This window comes from Crenobacter intestini (genome assembly GCF_004919095.1).
In the GTDB taxonomy this organism is placed as follows: Bacteria; Pseudomonadota; Gammaproteobacteria; order Burkholderiales; family Chromobacteriaceae; genus Craterilacuibacter; species Craterilacuibacter intestini.
In genome coordinates, this window is sequence record NZ_STGJ01000005.1 from 22,009 (window position 1) to 39,153 (window position 17,145).

14 protein-coding genes and 2 riboswitches are annotated in these 17,145 nt (G+C 65.4%); of the genes, 4 read left to right on the plus strand and 10 right to left on the minus strand.

From position 1 onward, the window contains the following. The first annotated feature begins 21 nt into the window (after positions 1 to 21). On the plus strand, positions 22 to 1,353 hold the full coding sequence (locus E5K04_RS05415; RefSeq protein WP_136551883.1) for a TRZ/ATZ family hydrolase: 1,332 nt from the start codon (positions 22 to 24) through the stop codon (positions 1,351 to 1,353). Next, positions 1,350 to 2,054 (plus strand): bifunctional 2-polyprenyl-6-hydroxyphenol methylase/3-demethylubiquinol 3-O-methyltransferase UbiG, encoded by a 705-nt coding sequence (ubiG, locus tag E5K04_RS05420; protein WP_136551884.1) that lies wholly within the window; start codon positions 1,350 to 1,352, stop codon positions 2,052 to 2,054. Before E5K04_RS05415 ends, ubiG begins: the two co-directional genes overlap by 4 nt. A gap of 66 nt (positions 2,055 to 2,120) precedes the next feature. Here ubiG and E5K04_RS05425 read toward each other — a convergent pair whose 3' ends face one another. The 10 genes from E5K04_RS05425 to E5K04_RS05470 form a co-directional block, all read right to left on the minus strand. Continuing rightward, a complete protein-coding gene (locus E5K04_RS05425; protein ID WP_136551885.1) occupies positions 2,121 to 2,795 on the minus strand; it encodes a TetR/AcrR family transcriptional regulator in 675 nt (224 codons plus the stop codon). Positions 2,796 to 3,169: 374 nt separating this feature from the next. Beyond that, positions 3,170 to 6,025 (minus strand): aminomethyl-transferring glycine dehydrogenase, encoded by a 2,856-nt coding sequence (gene gcvP, locus E5K04_RS05430; protein ID WP_136551886.1) that lies wholly within the window; start codon positions 6,023 to 6,025, stop codon positions 3,170 to 3,172. 77 nt (positions 6,026 to 6,102) lie between these two features. Beyond that, positions 6,103 to 6,489 carry a glycine cleavage system protein GcvH gene (gene gcvH / locus E5K04_RS05435; protein ID WP_136551887.1) on the minus strand — a complete coding sequence of 129 codons (387 nt, stop codon included), beginning with the start codon at positions 6,487 to 6,489 and terminating at the stop codon, positions 6,103 to 6,105. A 52-nt stretch (positions 6,490 to 6,541) separates the two neighbouring features. Then, positions 6,542 to 7,627, minus strand: a complete 1,086-nt coding sequence (gene gcvT, locus E5K04_RS05440) for a glycine cleavage system aminomethyltransferase GcvT (RefSeq protein WP_136551888.1) — start codon at positions 7,625 to 7,627, stop codon at positions 6,542 to 6,544. A 33-nt stretch (positions 7,628 to 7,660) separates the two neighbouring features. Then, positions 7,661 to 7,766: riboswitch (glycine riboswitch) on the minus strand. Positions 7,767 to 7,776: 10 nt separating this feature from the next. Further along, a riboswitch (glycine riboswitch) is annotated at positions 7,777 to 7,870 on the minus strand. 83 nt (positions 7,871 to 7,953) lie between these two features. Beyond that, entirely contained in the window at positions 7,954 to 8,904 is a 951-nt protein-coding gene (arcC, locus tag E5K04_RS05445; RefSeq protein WP_136551889.1) for a carbamate kinase, read from the minus strand. Between the two features lie 104 nt (positions 8,905 to 9,008). Continuing rightward, a complete protein-coding gene (locus E5K04_RS05450) occupies positions 9,009 to 10,016 on the minus strand; it encodes an ornithine carbamoyltransferase (protein ID WP_136551890.1) in 1,008 nt (335 codons plus the stop codon). 86 nt (positions 10,017 to 10,102) lie between these two features. Next, positions 10,103 to 11,344, minus strand: coding sequence for an arginine deiminase (locus E5K04_RS05455; protein ID WP_328591025.1), 1,242 nt, complete (start codon positions 11,342 to 11,344; stop codon positions 10,103 to 10,105). Between the two features lie 89 nt (positions 11,345 to 11,433). Next, complete coding sequence (locus E5K04_RS05460; RefSeq protein ID WP_136551892.1) at positions 11,434 to 12,756, minus strand: amino acid permease; 1,323 nt, start codon at positions 12,754 to 12,756, stop codon at positions 11,434 to 11,436. Positions 12,757 to 12,831: 75 nt separating this feature from the next. After that, positions 12,832 to 13,761 carry a tRNA glutamyl-Q(34) synthetase GluQRS gene (gene gluQRS, locus E5K04_RS05465; RefSeq protein WP_136551893.1) on the minus strand — a complete coding sequence of 310 codons (930 nt, stop codon included), beginning with the start codon at positions 13,759 to 13,761 and terminating at the stop codon, positions 12,832 to 12,834. A gap of 81 nt (positions 13,762 to 13,842) precedes the next feature. Further along, the gene (locus tag E5K04_RS05470) at positions 13,843 to 14,982 is read right to left on the minus strand and encodes a sensor histidine kinase (RefSeq protein WP_136551894.1); all 1,140 of its coding nucleotides are present in this window, start codon (positions 14,980 to 14,982) and stop codon (positions 13,843 to 13,845) included. Between the two features lie 216 nt (positions 14,983 to 15,198). On the opposite strand from E5K04_RS05470, the gene E5K04_RS05475 reads away from it, so the two are divergent. Both E5K04_RS05475 and E5K04_RS05480 read left to right on the plus strand, forming a co-directional pair. Then, positions 15,199 to 16,146: a chemotaxis protein gene (locus E5K04_RS05475; protein ID WP_136551895.1), complete on the plus strand. Its 948-nt coding sequence runs from the start codon at positions 15,199 to 15,201 to the stop codon at positions 16,144 to 16,146. Positions 16,147 to 16,187: 41 nt separating this feature from the next. Beyond that, positions 16,188 to 17,126: a chemotaxis protein gene (locus E5K04_RS05480; protein WP_136552085.1), complete on the plus strand. Its 939-nt coding sequence runs from the start codon at positions 16,188 to 16,190 to the stop codon at positions 17,124 to 17,126. Positions 17,127 to 17,145: the final 19 nt, after the last annotated feature.

Sequence of the window (17,145 nt, forward strand, 5' to 3'; positions counted from 1 at the left end):
TTTGCAAATTAGGTGAACATCATGGCTGACCACGGCTTCGACCTGCTGATCTCGGCCCGCTGGATGATCCCCGTCGAGAACGACGGGGAGATTCTGGAGGATTATTCCGTTGCCATCAACAGCGGAAAAATTATTTCCTTATTGAATCCCACCGAGGCAGCCGCGGTAAACGCTAAAAAAAGGGTCCGCCTGGACCACCATGTGCTGATGCCTGGCCTCGTCAACCTGCACGGCCACAGCGCGATGACGCTGCTGCGCGGCCTCGCCGACGACAAGGCGCTGATGGACTGGCTGCAGAACCATATCTGGCCGGCCGAGGCCGCGCATGTCGCCGACGATTTCGTGTTCGACGGTGCGCTGCTCGCCATGGCGGAGATGATCCGTGGCGGTACGACCACCATCAACGACATGTACTTCTACCACGGCGCGATGGCGCGCGCGGGCCTCGCCTCGGGCATGCGCACCTTCGTCGGCGCGACCGTCCTCGAGTTTCCGACCAACTACGCGCAGAACGCCGACGGCTACCTGAGCCGCGCACTGGAAGAGCGGCGCGAATTCCTCGGCGAGGAGCTGGTGACCTTCACGCTGGCGCCGCACGCCCCGTACACGGTGTCCGACGACACCTTCCGCAAGGTGGTGACGCTAGCCGAACAAGAGGACATGCTGATCCACTGCCATATCCACGAGACAGCCGGCGAAGTCGAAGACGCCCGGCGCGAGCAGCACCAGCGCCCGCTCGCCCGCCTCAAGGCGCTCGGCCTGCTCTCGCCCCGCCTGATCGCCGCGCACATGGTGCACCTGGATAAGGACGAGATCGAACTGGCCGCCCGCCACGGGGTGTCGGTCGCGCACAACCCGACCTCGAACATGAAGCTTGCCTCCGGCATCGCACCGGTGCCCGCCCTCTTGGCCGCCGGCGTCAACGTCGGCATCGGCACCGACGGCGCCGCGTCGAACAACAAGCTGGACATGCTCGCCGAACTGCGCCAGGCCGCGCTGCTGGCCAAGGTCGGCACGCTGGACCCGACTGCGGTGCCGGCGGCGACCGCGCTGAAGATGGCGACGCTGGGCGGCGCACGCGCGCTGGGCATCGGTGACAAGGCCGGCAGCATCCGTGCGGGCAAGGACGCCGACCTGATCGCGATCGACCTTGCTGAAGTCGAGACCTCGCCGATGTTCGACCCGATCTCGCACGTGGTCTACGCGGCCGGACGCGAACAGGTCAGCCATGTGTGGGTCAAGGGACGGCCGCTGATGCAGGAACGCGCCCTCACCACGCTGGATAGCAGCGCGCTGCTCGAAAACGCGGCACGCTGGCGCGAGCGGATTCTTGGCAAGGGGAAAACGGCATGACCGACAACGTCGACGTACAGGAACTGGAGAAATTCAGCCAGCTCGCGCACAAATGGTGGGACAAGGACAGCGAGTTCAAGCCGCTGCACGCGATCAACCCGGCCAGGCTCGCCTTCGTCGAACGGCTGTGCGGCGGGCTGGACGGCCAGCGCGTGCTCGACGTCGGCTGCGGCGGCGGCATCCTCGCCGAGAGCATGGCGGCGTCCGGTGCGAGCGTCACCGGCATTGACCTGGCCAAGAAGTCGCTGAAGGTCGCCCAGTTGCACAGCCTGGACAGCGGCGTCACCGTCGATTACCGCTGCGTCTCGGCCGAGGCGCTCGCCGCCGAAGCGCCTGCCTCGTTCGACGTGGTCACCTGCATGGAGATGCTCGAACATGTGCCGAGCCCGCACAGCATCGTGCAAAGCTGCGCGGCGCTGGTCAAACCCGGCGGCTTGGTGGTGTTCTCGACGCTCAACCGCAACCTCAAGTCCTACCTGCTCGCCGTGGTCGGCGCCGAGTATGTACTGGGGCTGCTCGGCCGCGGCACCCACGACTACGCACGCTTCCTGAAGCCGTCCGAGCTGTCGCGCATGGCGCGCGACTGCCGCCTGCAGACGCTGGAAGTGAAGGGGATGCAGTACAACCCGCTCTCCGGCGCCTGCACGCTGTCGGACGACACCGACGTCAACTACCTGATCGCCTGCCGCCGCGCCGGGTAAACGACGCCCGCCAGACGCAAAAAGACCGCGCCAGGCGCGGTCTTTTTTCATGGTGAGGACGGCCGGTCAATCCAGGGGCGCCGGGACGGGCACCTCGTACACCGGGTTGGCGGTATCCGCGCCCTTGCGCGCGATGCGCGCGAGTTCCTGGTGCAGAATGGTCTGCAGCCACTGCTCGCGCAGCGGCATCGGGTCGCTGCCGCCGGCACTGTTAGCCAGCGCGCCGTACAACGACATGCCGTGGTAGGTGGTCGACATGGTCAGCGTCATCGCGACGAATTCGCTGTTGCCCGCGTAAGCCGGGAAGTAGGTCCCCAGCAACGCGATGAAGCGGTCGCGCTGGTGGGTCGCGTCGCCCGCCAGCAAGATCGCGAGCTCGGGCTGGGTACGCGCGGCCATCATCAGCTCCATCAGCACCACGTAGTAGCGCTCGGCGACCATCGCCCGCAGCATGCACAGCAGCTTGTCCTCGTCGGGCGTCTGCGCGGGCAGTGCGGCGAGGTCGGCGGCGGCACGGTCGAACAACAGGTCGACCGTGCGGCTGTGCACCAGCTTCATCAGCTCGTTCTTGGTCGCGAAGTGGCGGAACAGCGCGCCCTGCGACATTTCTGCACGCTGGCAGATGATCTGCACGCTGGCGCCCTGGTAGCCCAGTTCGTTGATGCAGTCGATAGCCGACGCGACGAGCTTGCCGATGGTGCCCTCGCGGCGCATTTGTTGGGTTCTTCTGGTTTGGGTCATGGTCTTCACTCTGCGTGAGCGGGATCGCGGCGGCGATCATAGCAGAAAATTCCATTTAGGTATCAACAGGCAACGAGCACATGCTCTCGCTATCGGCTACCCAGTCGTTTTCCGCGTACTCAATGCACACCACAAAAATACAAAACTCAATTAAATCAACAGGCTGACAGCACATCCACTGCTACCCATCGCCGAGTGCCTGTTGCAAAAAGGCAAAGGCATTCTCTCTAATATGCGGCAGACGACCGCACGTCAAGCCCGCCTGCCGGCCCTGCCGAACCAACGCTCCGTCACATGCTTCAAGAGTACGCGGCACAAAAAAAACCCGCAAGCATTAGCTTGCGGGTGCTCGCTACAACTTAAATGCATGCCGCTTAGGCGTAACTATCCGTCGACGGGCAGCTGCACACCAGGTTGCGGTCACCGTACACGTCGTCGATACGGTTGACCGCCGGCCAGAACTTGTTGTCCAGCACGTAGGCCAGTGGGAAGAACGCCTGCTCGCGGCTGTACGGACGATCCCAGTCGGCTGCAATGTCCGCCTTGCCGTGCGGCGCGTTGACGAGCGGGTTGTTGTCCGCCGGCCAGACGCCATCCTGCACCGCCTGCACTTCGGCGCGGATGGCGATCATCGCGTCGATGAAGCGGTCGAGTTCGGCCTTGTTCTCGCTCTCGGTCGGCTCGATCATCAGCGTGCCCGCCACCGGGAAGCTCATCGTCGGCGCATGGAAGCCGTAGTCCATCAGGCGCTTGGCGATGTCAACCTCGGTCACGCCGGAGGCCGCCTTCAAGGGGCGCAGGTCGATGATGCACTCGTGCGCGACGCGGCCGTTCTTGCCGGTGTAGAGCACCGGGTAATGCGCCGAGAGGCGGTCGGCGACGTAGTTCGCGTTCAACAGCGCGTGTTCGGTCGCCAGACGCAGGCCGTGACCGCCCATCATCGTGATGTACATCCACGAGATCGGCAGGATGGACGCCGAGCCGAATGGCGCGGCCGACACCGCGCCCTGCCCTGGCACGGCGCCGGGTACGGCGCTGACCACATGGTTCGCCATGAAGGGCGCCAGGTGCGACTTCATGCCGATCGGCCCCATGCCCGGGCCGCCGCCGCCGTGCGGGATGCAGAAGGTCTTGTGCAGGTTCATGTGCAGCACGTCGGCGCCGATGTCGGCCGGACGCATCAGCCCGACCTGCGCGTTCATGTTGGCGCCGTCCATATAGACCTGGCCGCCGAAGCCGTGGATCAGCGCGCAGATCTCGATGATCGACTCCTCGTACACGCCGTGGGTCGACGGGTAGGTGATCATCAGCGCGCCAAGCTTGTCGGCGTGCTGCTCGGCCTTCGCTCGCAGGTCGGCCAGGTCGACGTTGCCCAGTTCGTCGCAACGCACGACGACCACCTGCATGCCGAGCATCTGCGCAGTCGCCGGGTTGGTGCCGTGCGCGGACTGCGGGATCAGGCACACGTCGCGGTGCATGTCGCCGCGGCTCGCGTGGTAGCGGCGGATCGCCAACAGGCCCGCGTACTCGCCGGACGCGCCGGAGTTCGGCTGCATCGAGATCGCGTCAAAGCCGGTGATCGCCTTGAGCTGGGTGGCCAGCCCCTCGATCATCTCGAGGTAACCCGTCGCCTGCTCGCGCGGGCAGAACGGGTGCAGTTCGGCGAACTCGGGCCAGGTCACCGGGATCATCTCGGCGACCGCGTTGAGCTTCATCGTGCAGCTGCCCAGCGAGATCATCGAGTGGTTGAGCGCGAGGTCGCGGTTTTCCAGGCGCTTCAAGTAGCGCAGCATGCCGTGCTCGGTGTGGTACTGGTTGAACACCGGGTGCGCGAGGATCGCCGACTCGCGCTTGAGGACCGCCGGCAGCGTGTCGACCGCCTCGGCGTCGAGCGCGGAAAGGTCGGGCCGCACGCCGGTGAAGCACTCGACGAGGAAAGCCAGGTCGTCCGCGCTCGCCTGCTCGTGGAAGGCCACCGACAGCGCGTCCTGTCCGATGCGGCGCAGGTTGTAGCCCGCCGCCAGCGCCCGCGCGTAGACCGCGTCGGCATTGCCGTCCAGCGCGACGTGGACGGTATCGAAGAAGCGCTCGTGCATGAGCTTGCCGCCCGCGGCCTTTACCGCGTGGGCGAACATCGCCGCCAGCCGGTGGATGCGGCGGGCGATGCGCGCAAGGCCCGCCGGTCCGTGGTAGACGGCGTACATGCCGGCGAGGTTGGCCAGCAGCACCTGCGAGGTGCAGATGTTCGAGTTCGCCTTCTCGCGGCGGATATGCTGCTCGCGGGTCTGCAGCGCCATGCGCAGCGCGGTCTTGCCGCGCGCGTCGACCGACACGCCGATGATGCGGCCCGGCGCCGCGCGCTTCATGTCTTCCTTGAACGCGAAGTAGGCCGCGTGCGGACCGCCGAAGCCCATCGGCACGCCAAAGCGCTGGGTCGAACCCACCGCGACGTCGGCGCCCAGCTCGCCCGGCGACTTGAGCAGCACCAGCGCCATGATGTCGGCGGCCACCGCGACGACCGCGCCCTTGGCCTTGGCCGCGGCGATCGGCTGCGCAAGGTCGATCAGGTCGCCCTCTTCGCCCGTGTACTGGAACAAGACGCCGAAGTGTTCGGCGACGCCTGCCTCCTCCGGCTGGCCGATGACCAGTTCGAAGCCGAAGTACTCGGCGCGGGTGCGCATCACGTCCAGCGTCTGCGGCAACACGCGGCAGTCGACGAAGAAGGTGTCCGACTTGGACTTCGACACCCGGCGCGCCATCGCCATCGCCTCGGCGGCAGCGGTCGCCTCGTCGAGCAAGGACGCGTTGGCCATCGGCAGCCCGGTCAGGTCGATCACCATCTGCTGGTAGTTGAGCAGCGCCTCGAGGCGGCCCTGCGCGATCTCGGCCTGGTAAGGCGTGTACGCGGTATACCAGCCCGGGTTTTCCAGCACGTTGCGCAGGATCACGTTGGGCAGCAGGGTCGGATGGTAGCCCAGGCCGATGAAGGACTTGGCGACGGTATTCTTGGCGGCCACCTTCTTGAGGGCGGCCAGCGCCTCGACCTCGGTCACCGCGGCGGGCAGCGCGAGCGGGCCGTTCAGGCGGATCGCGGCGGGGATGGTCTGGCTGATCAGCGTGTCGAGGCTGGCAACGCCCAGTTGCGCGCACATCGCGGCGCGGTCGGCGTCGTCCGGCCCGATATGGCGGCCGATGAATTCTTCGTGGTTATACAGTTGTTCGAGCGACATCAGGCGTGGCTCCGGCAGGAATCGGATGGGACGGCAAAAAAAATGCCCCGGACCGAAGGGTCCGGGGCTTGCGCGGATCAGGCGCCGATCTCGGCGGCGTAAGCCGCGGCGTCGAGCAGGCTGTTCAGGTCGGCCGCGTTGGCCGGGCGGATGCGGAAGAACCAGCCCTCGCCGTACGGCTCGCTGTTGGCTAGTTCCGGCGTGCCTTCGAGCGCCTCGTTCACCGCCAGCACTTCGCCCGCGATCGGCGCGTACACGTCGGAAGCGGCCTTGACCGACTCGACCACGCCAGCCTGCTCTTCGGCCGCCAGTTGGGCGCCGACTTTCGGCAGTTCGACAAACACGATGTCGCCCAGCAGTTCCTGCGCGTGCTCGGTGATGCCGACCGTCACGCTGCCGTCCTCTTCCAGGCGCAGCCACTCGTGGCTGATGACATACTTCAGTTCGGCGGGGATATTGCTCATTTCATTTCTCCAGGTAGACAGATTGAAGCCGCGGGCCTCCAGGCCCGTGCCCTTACTCGAATACTTTTTTGCCGCCGCGCACAAACGGCAGCTTGACGACGCGCACCGGCGTCAACGTGCCGCGCAGGTCGACCGCGGCGCTCTCGCCGGTCGCAAAGGGCACGCGCGCGATCGCGATCGAATGGCCGAGCGTCGGCGAGAAGGTGCCGCTGGTGATCACGCCTTCGCCGACACCCTCGACCACCACGCGCTGCCCTTCGCGCAGCACGCCGCGCCCCTCCAGCACCAACCCGACCTGACGCATGGCGACGCCGGCAGAGAGCTTGGTCTCCAGCGCCTCACGGCCGATGAAATCGCGCGCGTCCTTCATCGCCAGCGTCCAGCCCATGCCGGCCTCGAGCGGGCTGACCGTCTCGTCCATGTCGTGGCCGTACAAATTCATCCCTGCCTCGAGGCGCAGCGTGTCGCGCGCGCCTAGGCCGATAGGCTCGACGCCCAGCGCCAGCAATTCGCGGAAGAAGGCCGCGGCGTCCCCTGCCGGCAGCATGATCTCGACGCCGTCTTCGCCGGTGTAACCGGTGCGCGCGACAAACCAGGCGTCGAACGGCAGGCCCTGGAACACCTTGAGCGAACGGATGGCGTCGGCCCACTGCGGGCGCGCGGCGCACACGCGCTCGACGGCGGCCGGCCCCTGCACGGCGAGCATTGCCAGGTCCTTGCGCGGAGTCAGCGTCACGGCGAAGCCTTCGGCCTGCCTGGCCATCCATGCGAGGTCCTTGTCGGTGGTGCCGGCGTTGACGACCATGCGGTAGCCGTCGTCCGCCAGATAGACGATCAGGTCGTCGACCACGCCGCCGGCTTCGTTGAGCATGCCGGAGTACAGCGCCTTGCCGGTAAAGCCGAGCTTGGCGACGTCGTTGGCAATCAGCTTCTGCAGCCAGGCCTTGGCGTCGGCACCGGTGATGTCGACCACGGTCATGTGCGAGACGTCGAACACGCCGGCGCCGCTGCGCACGGTGTTGTGTTCCTTGAGCTGGGAGCCGTAATGGATGGGCATCTCCCAACCGGCGAAATCGACCATCTTCGCGCCGGCGGCCAGATGTTCTTCGTAGAGGGGGGTACGGCGGGCTGCACTCATGAGGCGTCCTTGCAAAGGGGAAATAGCGTCCATAGACACCCCTCTGTCCGGTCACCTGAGATTTTCCGGCGAAACGAGTCTCGCCGTTAGCCCCTTCGGTGGGTGCCGCGTACGGGCACCGCTCTCCAGAGTTGGCGGGCCGTTGCCGGCCCGATGATGCAGTCCTTTTGCCTGAGCGATTGTGCGGGTGCGCTTGCGCCTTCGGCGGCGGCGCCTGGCGCCGCTCTCTCCTGCATGATGCGCGGATTATCGTTGCAGATCGGGTAAAAAGGCAAGGACGCCCGCGCAGGCCGTACAAGACCCGCGCGGGTGTCCACTCTAAAGGCTCAGTACCACTCGATGCCGTTGACCTCGGTGGTCACCACCGTGCCGGCCTCGCCCTTGACGATCTTCTCGATGTCCTCGAGCGCGCCGATCACCGCGCGCTTGCCGGTCATGCGCGCGAACTCGCACGCGGCCTCGACTTTCGGCCCCATCGACCCAGCCGCGAAGCCCAGCTTGTCCATCTCGTCCGGGTGCGCGCGCTTGATCGCTTTGGCGTCCGGCGTGCCCCAGCCGACGAACACGGTCGGCACGTCCGTCGCGATCACGAAGTAGTCGGCGTCGATCTCGCGGGCAAGCAGGCAGGAGGCCAGGTCCTTGTCGATCACCGCCTCGACGCCGACCAGTGTCTTGCCGCTCTCGTCGTACATGGTCGGGATGCCGCCGCCGCCGGCGGCGATCACCACCACACCCTTCTCGATCAGCCACTTGATCGGGCGCATCTCGAAGATGCGCTTCGGTTTCGGGCTGGGCACCACGCGGCGGTAGTACTCGCCGTCGGCCTTGACCGTCCACCCCATCTGCTTGGCCATGCCCTCGGCTTCCTCCTTCGAGTACACCGGGCCGACAAACTTGGTCGGGTTGGCGAACGCCGGGTCTTTCGGGTCGACCTCGGTCTGGGTCAGGATGGTCGCGATCGGCACCTCGAACGGCAACTCGTTGCCCAGCTCCTGCTCGACCATATAGCCGATCATGCCTTCGGTCTGCGCACCCAGCACGTCGAGCGGGTAAGGCGTCACCGACTTGTCGACGTGGCGCGCGTACGCGTCGTTCTGCAGGCCCAACAGGCCAACCTGCGGGCCGTTGCCGTGACACATCACCAGGTTGTGCCCGAGGCGGGTCACCGCCGCCAGCTGCTTGGCGGCGATCTTCACGTTGTTGCGCTGGTTTTCCGCGGTCATGGCTTCGCCACGACGTTGCAGGGCGTTGCCGCCCAAAGCGACGACTACTCGCATGATGCATCCTTTCCTTGCGCCGCCGGCGGCGGCGTCCATGGAACAAAGCCGGCCCGTCCACGGGCCGGCTCCACAGCTTTACACGGGATTGAACAAACGCCCGCTCAGTCGCCGACCGTAGCCACCATGATGGCCTTGATCGTGTGCATGCGGTTTTCCGCCTGTTCGAAGGCGAGACACGCCGTTCCCTCGAACACCTCGTCGGTCACCTCGATGCCGTCGGCAAACTGCGGGTACTGCGCGGCGATCTGCTTGCCAACCTTGGTTTTCGCGTTGTGGAACGCCGGCAGGCAGTGCATGAACTTCACGTTCGGGTTGCCGGACGCGGCCATCAGCTTGGCATCTACACGGAACGGGGTCAGCAGCTTGATGCGTTCGCCCCAGCTTTCGATCGGCTCGCCCATCGACACCCACACGTCGGTATGGATGAAGTCGACGCCCTTGACTGCGACGGCCGGGTCTTCCGTCACCGTCAGGCGCGCGCCGGTGCTCTTGCAGATTTCCTGGCAACGCTTGACCAGATCGGGATCCGGCGACAAGCCAGCCGGCCCGCCGATGCGTACGTCCATGCCCAGCAGACAGCCGATCACCATCAGCGAGTGGCCCATATTGTTGCGGGCGTCGCCGACGTAGGCGTAGGCGATCTGGCTCATCGGCTTGTCGCAGTTCTCGGTCATGGTCAGCACGTCGCACAGCATCTGTGTCGGGTGCCAGGCGTCGGTCAGGCCGTTGAAGACCGGCACGCTCGAGTACTTGGCCAGTTCCTCGACGTCTTCCTGCGCGAAGCCGCGGAACTCGATGCCGTCGTAGAAACGGCTGAGCACGCGCGCGGTGTCGGCGATGCTCTCCTTGTGGCCCAGTTGCGAGCTGGACGGGTCGATATAGGTGACGTGCGCGCCCTGGTCGTGAGAGGCCACTTCGAACGAGCAGCGGGTACGCGTCGAGGTTTTCTCGAAGATCAGCGCGATGTTCTTGCCCTTCATCCGCTGCACCTCGTTGCCGGCGTACTTGGCACGCTTGAGGTCGCGCGACAGGTCGAGCAGGTATTTCAGCTCGCGCGGGGTGAAGTCGAGTTCTTTCAGGAAGTGACGACCTTTGAGATTGAAAGCCATGTTGTTTGCTCCATCGGTAAGGGTACAACCACATGCCCTGCCCGCGGCCGCGGGCAGGGCTTCCATGCAGGGGAAAGGACTGGCGCTTACGGATTGATCGGGTCGCGGATGATCGGGCAGGTCATGCAGTGGCCGCCGCCGCGTCCGCGACCGAGCTCGCTGGCCGGGATCTCGATGACATCGACGCCGGCGTCGCGCATCAGCTTGTTGGTGTAGGTGTTGCGGTCGTAAGCCACGACCACGCTGCGGTCGAGCGCGACGACGTTGTTGCCGTCGTCCCACTGCTCGCGCTCGCGCTGGAAGGCGTCGCCGCCGGTTTCCAGCACGCGCAGCTTGGGCAGACCGAGCGCGTGCGCGACCACCTGCAGGAAGGGCTGGTCGTGGCGCTCGAAACGCAGCTTGCCGTCGTCGCCCTTGGTGATCGTCGTGCATACGATCTCGTCGACCACGTCGGGGAAGACGGAGACGAAGTCGTGGTCGAGGAAGGAGAACACGGTGTCGAGGTGCATCGCGCCGCGGCTCTTCGCCATCTGGCAGGCGATGACGCTGGTCGGGCCGTCCGGCTCGTTCAGCGCGTGCAGGGCCACCTGTACCACCGATTGCGGCGTGGTGCGCTCGCCCATGCCGATCAGCACGGCGCCGTTGCCAATCGGCATCACGTCGCCGCCTTCCAGCGTCGCGGGGCCGTGGTCGACGTCGCTGTTGCCCCACCACGAACGCACCTTGCCGGCGAAGAACGGGTGGTAGCTGTAGATGGCCTCCATCAGCAGGGTTTCCTGCCGGCGCGCCGGCCAGTACATCGGGTTATAGGTGACGCCGCCGTAGATCCAGCACGACGGGTCGCGCTGGAACAGGATGTTCGGCACCGGCAGGGTCACGAAGTCGGAGGTGTCGAGGTAGCCGCCGAACAGGCCCTTGGCGTCGAACGGCAACTCGAACTTGGCGATCCCGCCCAACAGGTGCTCGGCCAGTTGCTTGGACGGCATTTCGTCGAGCCAGGCACGCAGGTCGGTGAGCATGCCGACGCCGACCGTGTTCGGACGGATCTTGCGGTCAAGGATCCACTCGCGGCCCAGCTTGTCGTCCAGCACCGTCGCCAGCAGATCATGGACCTCGAGCACTTCGACGCCACGACCGCGCATCTGCGCGGTGAAATAGTCGTGATCCTGCTGGGCACGCTCGACCCAGATCACGTCGTCAAACAACAGGTCGTGGCAGTTGCCGGGAGTGAGACGCTTGTGGGCCAAGCCGGGGCGGCAAACCATCACGGTCCGCAGTTTGCCGCACTCGGAGTGAACACCGAATTGGGTCATGATCTTCCCTTTCATCAAGATGGATGGAGACCGGAAAGATCGACCGTCTTTGCCGGCTACCGCCTTGGTTATAGCAAAGCGGTTGCCGTTGCCAGTTGAATTTACTAGGCCGTTTCGGTGCGCTCCTTGAGCTGCCAGATGTAGACCGGCAGACCCAGCAACAACAGCACCATGCCCCACATCACGACCTCGGCGCCGGCGCCGTAGATCGCCCACAGCGAGTACACGAAGCCGACCGTCACCATCGCGATCGGTGCGACCCAGTCCTTGCGGGTGAACTCGCTCCGTCGTTGCAGCATCACCGCGAGCAGCGCCATCGCGCAGAACGCGTAGGGCAGCACCGTGGTGGCCGACGCGAGCAGGATGATGAATTCGAAGATCTTCACGCCGCCTTCGCCGCCGGCGTACTTGAACACCAGCAGGATGGTCACCAGCAGGCTGGAGAGGATCAGCGCGAAGCTGGGCACGCCCTTCTTGTTGTGCTGGGCAAAGCGGCGCGGGAACAACCCGTCGCCTGCGGCGGCCGCCGGGATATGGCCCTGCATCAGGCACCAGCCGTTGAGCGCGCCGAACGAAGCGACCATCGCGCCCAGGCCGACCGCGTAGTACGCCCACTCGCCCCACATCATGCGCGCGGCGTCGGCGAACGGCGCCGGCGAAGCGGCAAGTTCAGAGGCCGGCATCAGCCCGAGCAGCGAGATGGTCGAGAGCACGTAGAGCGCCGACGCGATCAGCGTGCCGGCGACCGTCGCGCGAGCGATCGTCTTTTCCGGGTTAATCACGTCGCCGGCCGGTACCGACGCCGACTCCAGGCCGAGGAAGGCCCACAGCGTCAACGCCATGGTCGCCGCGACCGAGTCCATTACCGGACGGTTCTCGGGGTTGAACACGAGGTTGTCCGGGTTGACGTGGAAGAAGCCGATGAAGGTGACCGCCGCCAGCGGCAGCAGCTTGATGATGGTGGTGACCACGGCGACCACGCCGGTGCTCTTGGCGCCGGAGTTGTTGATCATCGTCACCAGCCACACCAGGCTGATCGCCACGGCGCCGGCAAACACGTTGTTGCCACCCAACGCGGGCAGGAACACTTCCATGTAGCTGGCGAACGCGACGGCGAGCGCCGCGTTGCCGCACCACAGCGCGATCCAGTAGCCCCAGGCGATCCAGAAGCCGGCAAAGTCGCCGAAGCCCGCGTGGATGTACGCGTAGGGGCCGCCTTCCTTCGGGATCATCCTGGAGAGACGGGCAAAGATCAACGCCAGCGCGATCGCGCCGATCGACGTCAGCACCCAGCCGATCAGCGAGAGCCCGCCATAAGGGGCGAGCGAGGCCGGTAGCAGGAACACGCCGGAGCCGATCATGTTGCCGACGACCAGCGCCGTGCACATCCATACGCCGAGGGCGCGCTTGGGTGGGTTATTGGCCATCGGGTACGCTCCCTGTGCGAGTCGGATGAAAGAATGCAGCCATCAAGATCCCCTAAAGGAATAGTAATCGGGTTGTCAGGGCACCGCGCCGATGTTGACCGGGCCGGCGGGCACCCCGGACAGCGACCAGTGCTCGTGCGCCCAGCGCCAGAGTTCGGCCAAGGGCAGCCGCGGCGGCGGGGCAAACCCCAGCCGGGACAGCGCGAGCGCAAGCTCGGCGGCGGCACCGTCCGGATCAAGTTCGGGCGCGAGCGTCTGTTTGGAGAGTTTTTCGCCTTGCGCGTTGACCAGCACCGGCAAATGGCAATACGCCGGTGCGACCAGACCCAGCCTTTCGATCAGCTTGATCTGGCGCGGCGTCGACACCAGGAGGTCCGCGCCGCGCACGACGTCGGTGACGCCCTGTTCAGCGTCGTCGACGACGACCGCCAACTGGTACGCCCATACGCCGTCGGCACGCAGCAGCACGAAATCGCCGACGTCCCGCTGCAGGTCCTGGGCGTATTCGCCTTGCAGGCGGTCGACAAAGCCGATAGTGCCGTCGCCGACACGCAAGCGCCAAGCGCGTGCGCTCGCACCTGCAGGCAGGCCCTGCGCGCAGGTGCCGGGGTAGACGTAGCCGTCGACGCCCCGGCGCGCGTGCGCGGCGACCTGCGCGCGCGTACACGCACAAGGATAGGCAGCCCCCCGCGCGAGGAGCGCATCCAGCGCTGTGCGATACAGGCCGAGGCGCCGGCTCTGGTAGACGACTTCGCCGTCCCACTCGAAGCCGTACGCCTCCAATGTCCGCAGGATCGCGTCGGCCGCGCCCGGCACCATGCGCGGCGCATCGAGGTCCTCGATCCGGAGCAGCCACTGGCCGCCGTGTGCACGTGCGTCGAGATAGCTGCCCAGCGCCGTCATCAGCGAGCCGGCGTGCAAACGCCCGGTCGGGCTGGGCGCGAAACGGCCGCGGTAAGGCGTGCCGGCCGCTCCTTGCGGGTGGCTATCCGTGCTTCGGTTCAAGGCGCTGGCTCCGGACAAAAGGGCACGTTTTAACCGATTGCCCCCCCGGCGTAAACTGTGCGCCGCCGATTTACCCCATCGTCAAGTCGCGGCGAGCACCGGCAACGCCATCACGAACGCGGCGCCCCCAAGCTTGGTGCTGCGCCCGACCCGGATCCCGCCTCCCGCGCGCTCGGCCTGCTTCTTGGCGATCGCAAGGCCCAGCCCGGTACCGCCGACCCGCCCGGAAAAGAAAGGCTCGAAGATGCGCGCCTGTAGCGCCGGCTCGACCCCCGGCCCGTCATCCTCGACCAAGAATTCGAGGCATCCCCCTTCCTCTGTCACCTGCAGCTTCACCTGCCCGCCGCGCGGGGCAAACGAGAGTGCATTCTCAGCCAGGGCCACCCAGGCCGATAGCAGCGCCTTGCGTTCGCCGCGTACAGACACCCCGGCACTCAGGGCCATGTGGGTCGACAGCGCGATCCCTGCCCGCTCGCATTGCGGCTGGAGCATCGCGACCAGTTCCTCGAACAGCGGCTGCGCGGCCACCACGCCGCCCTCGTCCTCACTGCGCACGAAGCCGAGCATGTTCTGCACCAGGCTCTCGAGCGCCCGCACCCGGTCGACGACCTTGCCGGCAAAGCGGGTACGCTCGGCCGACGGCAAGTCGTCCCTTTGCAGGTTCGCCGCGTAGAGCAGCGCCGTCGACAAGGGCGTGCGCAACTGGTGCGCGAGCGACGCGGCCATCTGCCCCATCGACGCGAGCCTTTGCTGCTGGGCGAGTTGCTCGTGCAGGCGATTCAGCGGCGTGACGTCGTGCAGCAGCACCAACGCCGCACCGTCCTCGCGCAAGGGACAGGTCTGCACCTGCAAAAAGCGGGTCTGCCCGTCATCCGCAGGCAGGCGCAGCAGCGGCGCGTCATCGCCAGGCACAAAAGGCAACACTTCCTGCGGCCAGCGCTTGCCCGGCACAAGCGTCGGCAACAGCGCCTGCGCGGCGGGGTTGGCCGAAACGACATACCCCGCACGGTCAAGCTCGAGCACCCCGGCGGGCAGCGCCTCCAGCAACAAGGACAGACGGGTGGCCAGCGCCTCGTTGCGGGCGGCCTCGGCACGCAAGGCCTCGTTGGCAGCAGCAAGCTTCCCGCCCAGCACGGCGACCTGTTCTTCGAGCTGCTGGTAGGCGCCGATCAGGCGGGAAGAGAGCTCGTTGAACTGCTCGAAAGCCTGTTCGAGACGCACCGAGTCCGACTCTGTTGCAGTTTTGGACTGAGGGTTCACTTGGGTTGTAATTTTTCCTATCACAATTGACTACGCCGTTTGTAAATTGCAGTTAATCCGTATGATAATATCGCTGGTATTTATAGATAGCCGCTCCAGCACGATACGCGTTCGACGCTGGCGCATCTGCGCTGTTTGCCGCATGGCTATCCGGACCTGATTGTGACGGAGGTTGTTGTGTCTGAGCTGCTCAAGAAAATCGATGCCCGCACCAAGCTGGCAGGCACCAACAAGCTGGAAATCCTGCTGTTCTCGCTGGGCGTCGACCAACGCACCGGCCGTAAGGAAACCTTCGGCATCAACGTTTTCAAGGTCCGCGAAGTGATGCGCACCCCGGAGATCACCACCGCGCCGGAAATGCCGGCGTCGGTCGAGGGCATGGTCAGCCTGCGCGGCACGCTGGTCCCGGTGATTGATCTGGCCAAATACACCGGCGTCGTCAGCGAAAAGAAGCCGGACATCATGATCGTGACCGAGTACAACGGCCACACCCAAGGCTTCCTGGTCGAGGCGGTCGACACCATCCTGCGCCTTGACTGGTCGGCGATGCGCGTGCCGCCGGACATGATCACCAACCGCATGGGCGGCCTGGTCACCGCCGTTACCGAGCTGGACACCGGCACGCTGGTGATGATGATGGACGTCGAGAAAGTGCTGGCCGAAACAGCGATGTCGGAAGACAACGACGCCCACTACTTCCTGAGTATCGAGCCGTTACATGAAGAGCGCATGGTCTTCTTCGCCGACGATTCGGCCGTCGCCCGCCGCCAGATCGAACGCACGCTCGGCGCGATGAACGTCCGCTACAGCATGGCACCGAACGGCATGCAGGCGTGGGAATCGCTGCAAAAGATAGCGACCCAGGCCGAACTGGCCGGCCAGAAAACTTCCGAGCTATTACACCTAGTACTGACCGACGTCGAGATGCCGGCGATGGACGGCTATATGCTGACCCGGATGGTCAAGTCTGACCCGCGCTTTGCCGGCATTCCTGTTCTGATGCACTCGTCCCTGTCCGGCAACTCGAACCAGAAGCTTGGCGAGTCGGTCGGCGTGGACGCTTACGTCTCGAAGTTCGAGCCGCAGAAGCTGTCGATGAAGATCCGGGAAATGCTCAAGCTCTGAGCGTGCCGTCACCCGACTAGATTAAGGAAAAAATCGTGCCACTGTCCGCATCTGATGCGTCCTTGCTCGCGACGGTCGACGCCCGTACCAAACTGGCCGGCTCCAACAAGATGGAGATCCTGCTGTTCTCGCTGGGCTCGCGCGAAACCTTCGGCATCAACGTGTTCAAGGTGAGGGAGGTCTCGCAGACCCCGCACATCACGCGCACGCCGAACATGCCGCAAGGCGTCGAAGGCGTGATCTCGCTGCGCGGCAACATCATCCCGGTGATTACGCTGGCCCGTTTCGTCGGCGACTGCGACCCCAAGCGCCGCTTCGAAACGATGATTGTCACCGAGTTCAACCGTAGCACGCAGGCGTTCTTGGTCGACTCGGTCGACCGCATCATCCGCGTCGACTGGGACAAGGTACGCGCCCCCGAGAACATGTTCAGCGCCAACACCCAGACGCTGATCACCGCCGTCACCGAGTTGGAGGATGGCAAGCTCGTCTCTATCCTCGACGTCGAGCAGATCCTGGCCAGCACGCTGGGCGAGACACGGGTACCGGACCTGCCACAGGCGCAACTGGGCAACGAGCAGTTCGTCTTCTTCGTCGACGACTCGATGGTCGCGCGCAAAGAAATCACCGGCGTGCTCGACAAGATGCGCGCCAAATACCATCAGGCGACCAACGGCCGCGAGGCCTGGGACCGGCTGCAGACTTTCGCGTCTCGCCGCTTCGGCGAGGACGAATCGCTCGCCGACACACTCAAGCTGATCCTGGTCGACGCAGAAATGCCGGAGATGGACGGTTACGTGCTGACCCGCCTGATCAAGAGCGACCGCCGTTTCGACGGCATCCCGGTCGTCATGCATTCTTCACTGTCGTCCAACGCGAACCGGGCAATGGGCGCCAGCGTGGGGGTGGACGCCTACGTCGCCAAGTTCGACCCCAAGGTCCTGGCCGATACCCTGCTTCCCTATCTGCAGGCTTCGTAGAATAATCGCCGCATCGACA

What these genes read in the sequence shown, in the direction of transcription:
- E5K04_RS05415 (WP_136551883.1), top strand. Translation starts at nt 22, where the DNA reads ATGGCTGACCACGGCTTCGACCTGCTGATCTCGGCCCGCTGGATGATC.
- ubiG (WP_136551884.1), top strand. Translation starts at nt 1,350, where the DNA reads ATGACCGACAACGTCGACGTACAGGAACTGGAGAAATTCAGCCAGCTC.
- E5K04_RS05425 (WP_136551885.1), bottom strand. Translation starts at nt 2,795, where the DNA reads ATGACCCAAACCAGAAGAACCCAACAAATGCGCCGCGAGGGCACCATC.
- gcvP (WP_136551886.1), bottom strand. Translation starts at nt 6,025, where the DNA reads ATGTCGCTCGAACAACTGTATAACCACGAAGAATTCATCGGCCGCCAT.
- gcvH (WP_136551887.1), bottom strand. Translation starts at nt 6,489, where the DNA reads ATGAGCAATATCCCCGCCGAACTGAAGTATGTCATCAGCCACGAGTGG.
- gcvT (WP_136551888.1), bottom strand. Translation starts at nt 7,627, where the DNA reads ATGAGTGCAGCCCGCCGTACCCCCCTCTACGAAGAACATCTGGCCGCC.
- arcC (WP_136551889.1), bottom strand. Translation starts at nt 8,904, where the DNA reads ATGCGAGTAGTCGTCGCTTTGGGCGGCAACGCCCTGCAACGTCGTGGC.
- E5K04_RS05450 (WP_136551890.1), bottom strand. Translation starts at nt 10,016, where the DNA reads ATGGCTTTCAATCTCAAAGGTCGTCACTTCCTGAAAGAACTCGACTTC.
- E5K04_RS05455 (WP_328591025.1), bottom strand. Translation starts at nt 11,344, where the DNA reads ATGAAAGGGAAGATCATGACCCAATTCGGTGTTCACTCCGAGTGCGGC.
- E5K04_RS05460 (WP_136551892.1), bottom strand. Translation starts at nt 12,756, where the DNA reads ATGGCCAATAACCCACCCAAGCGCGCCCTCGGCGTATGGATGTGCACG.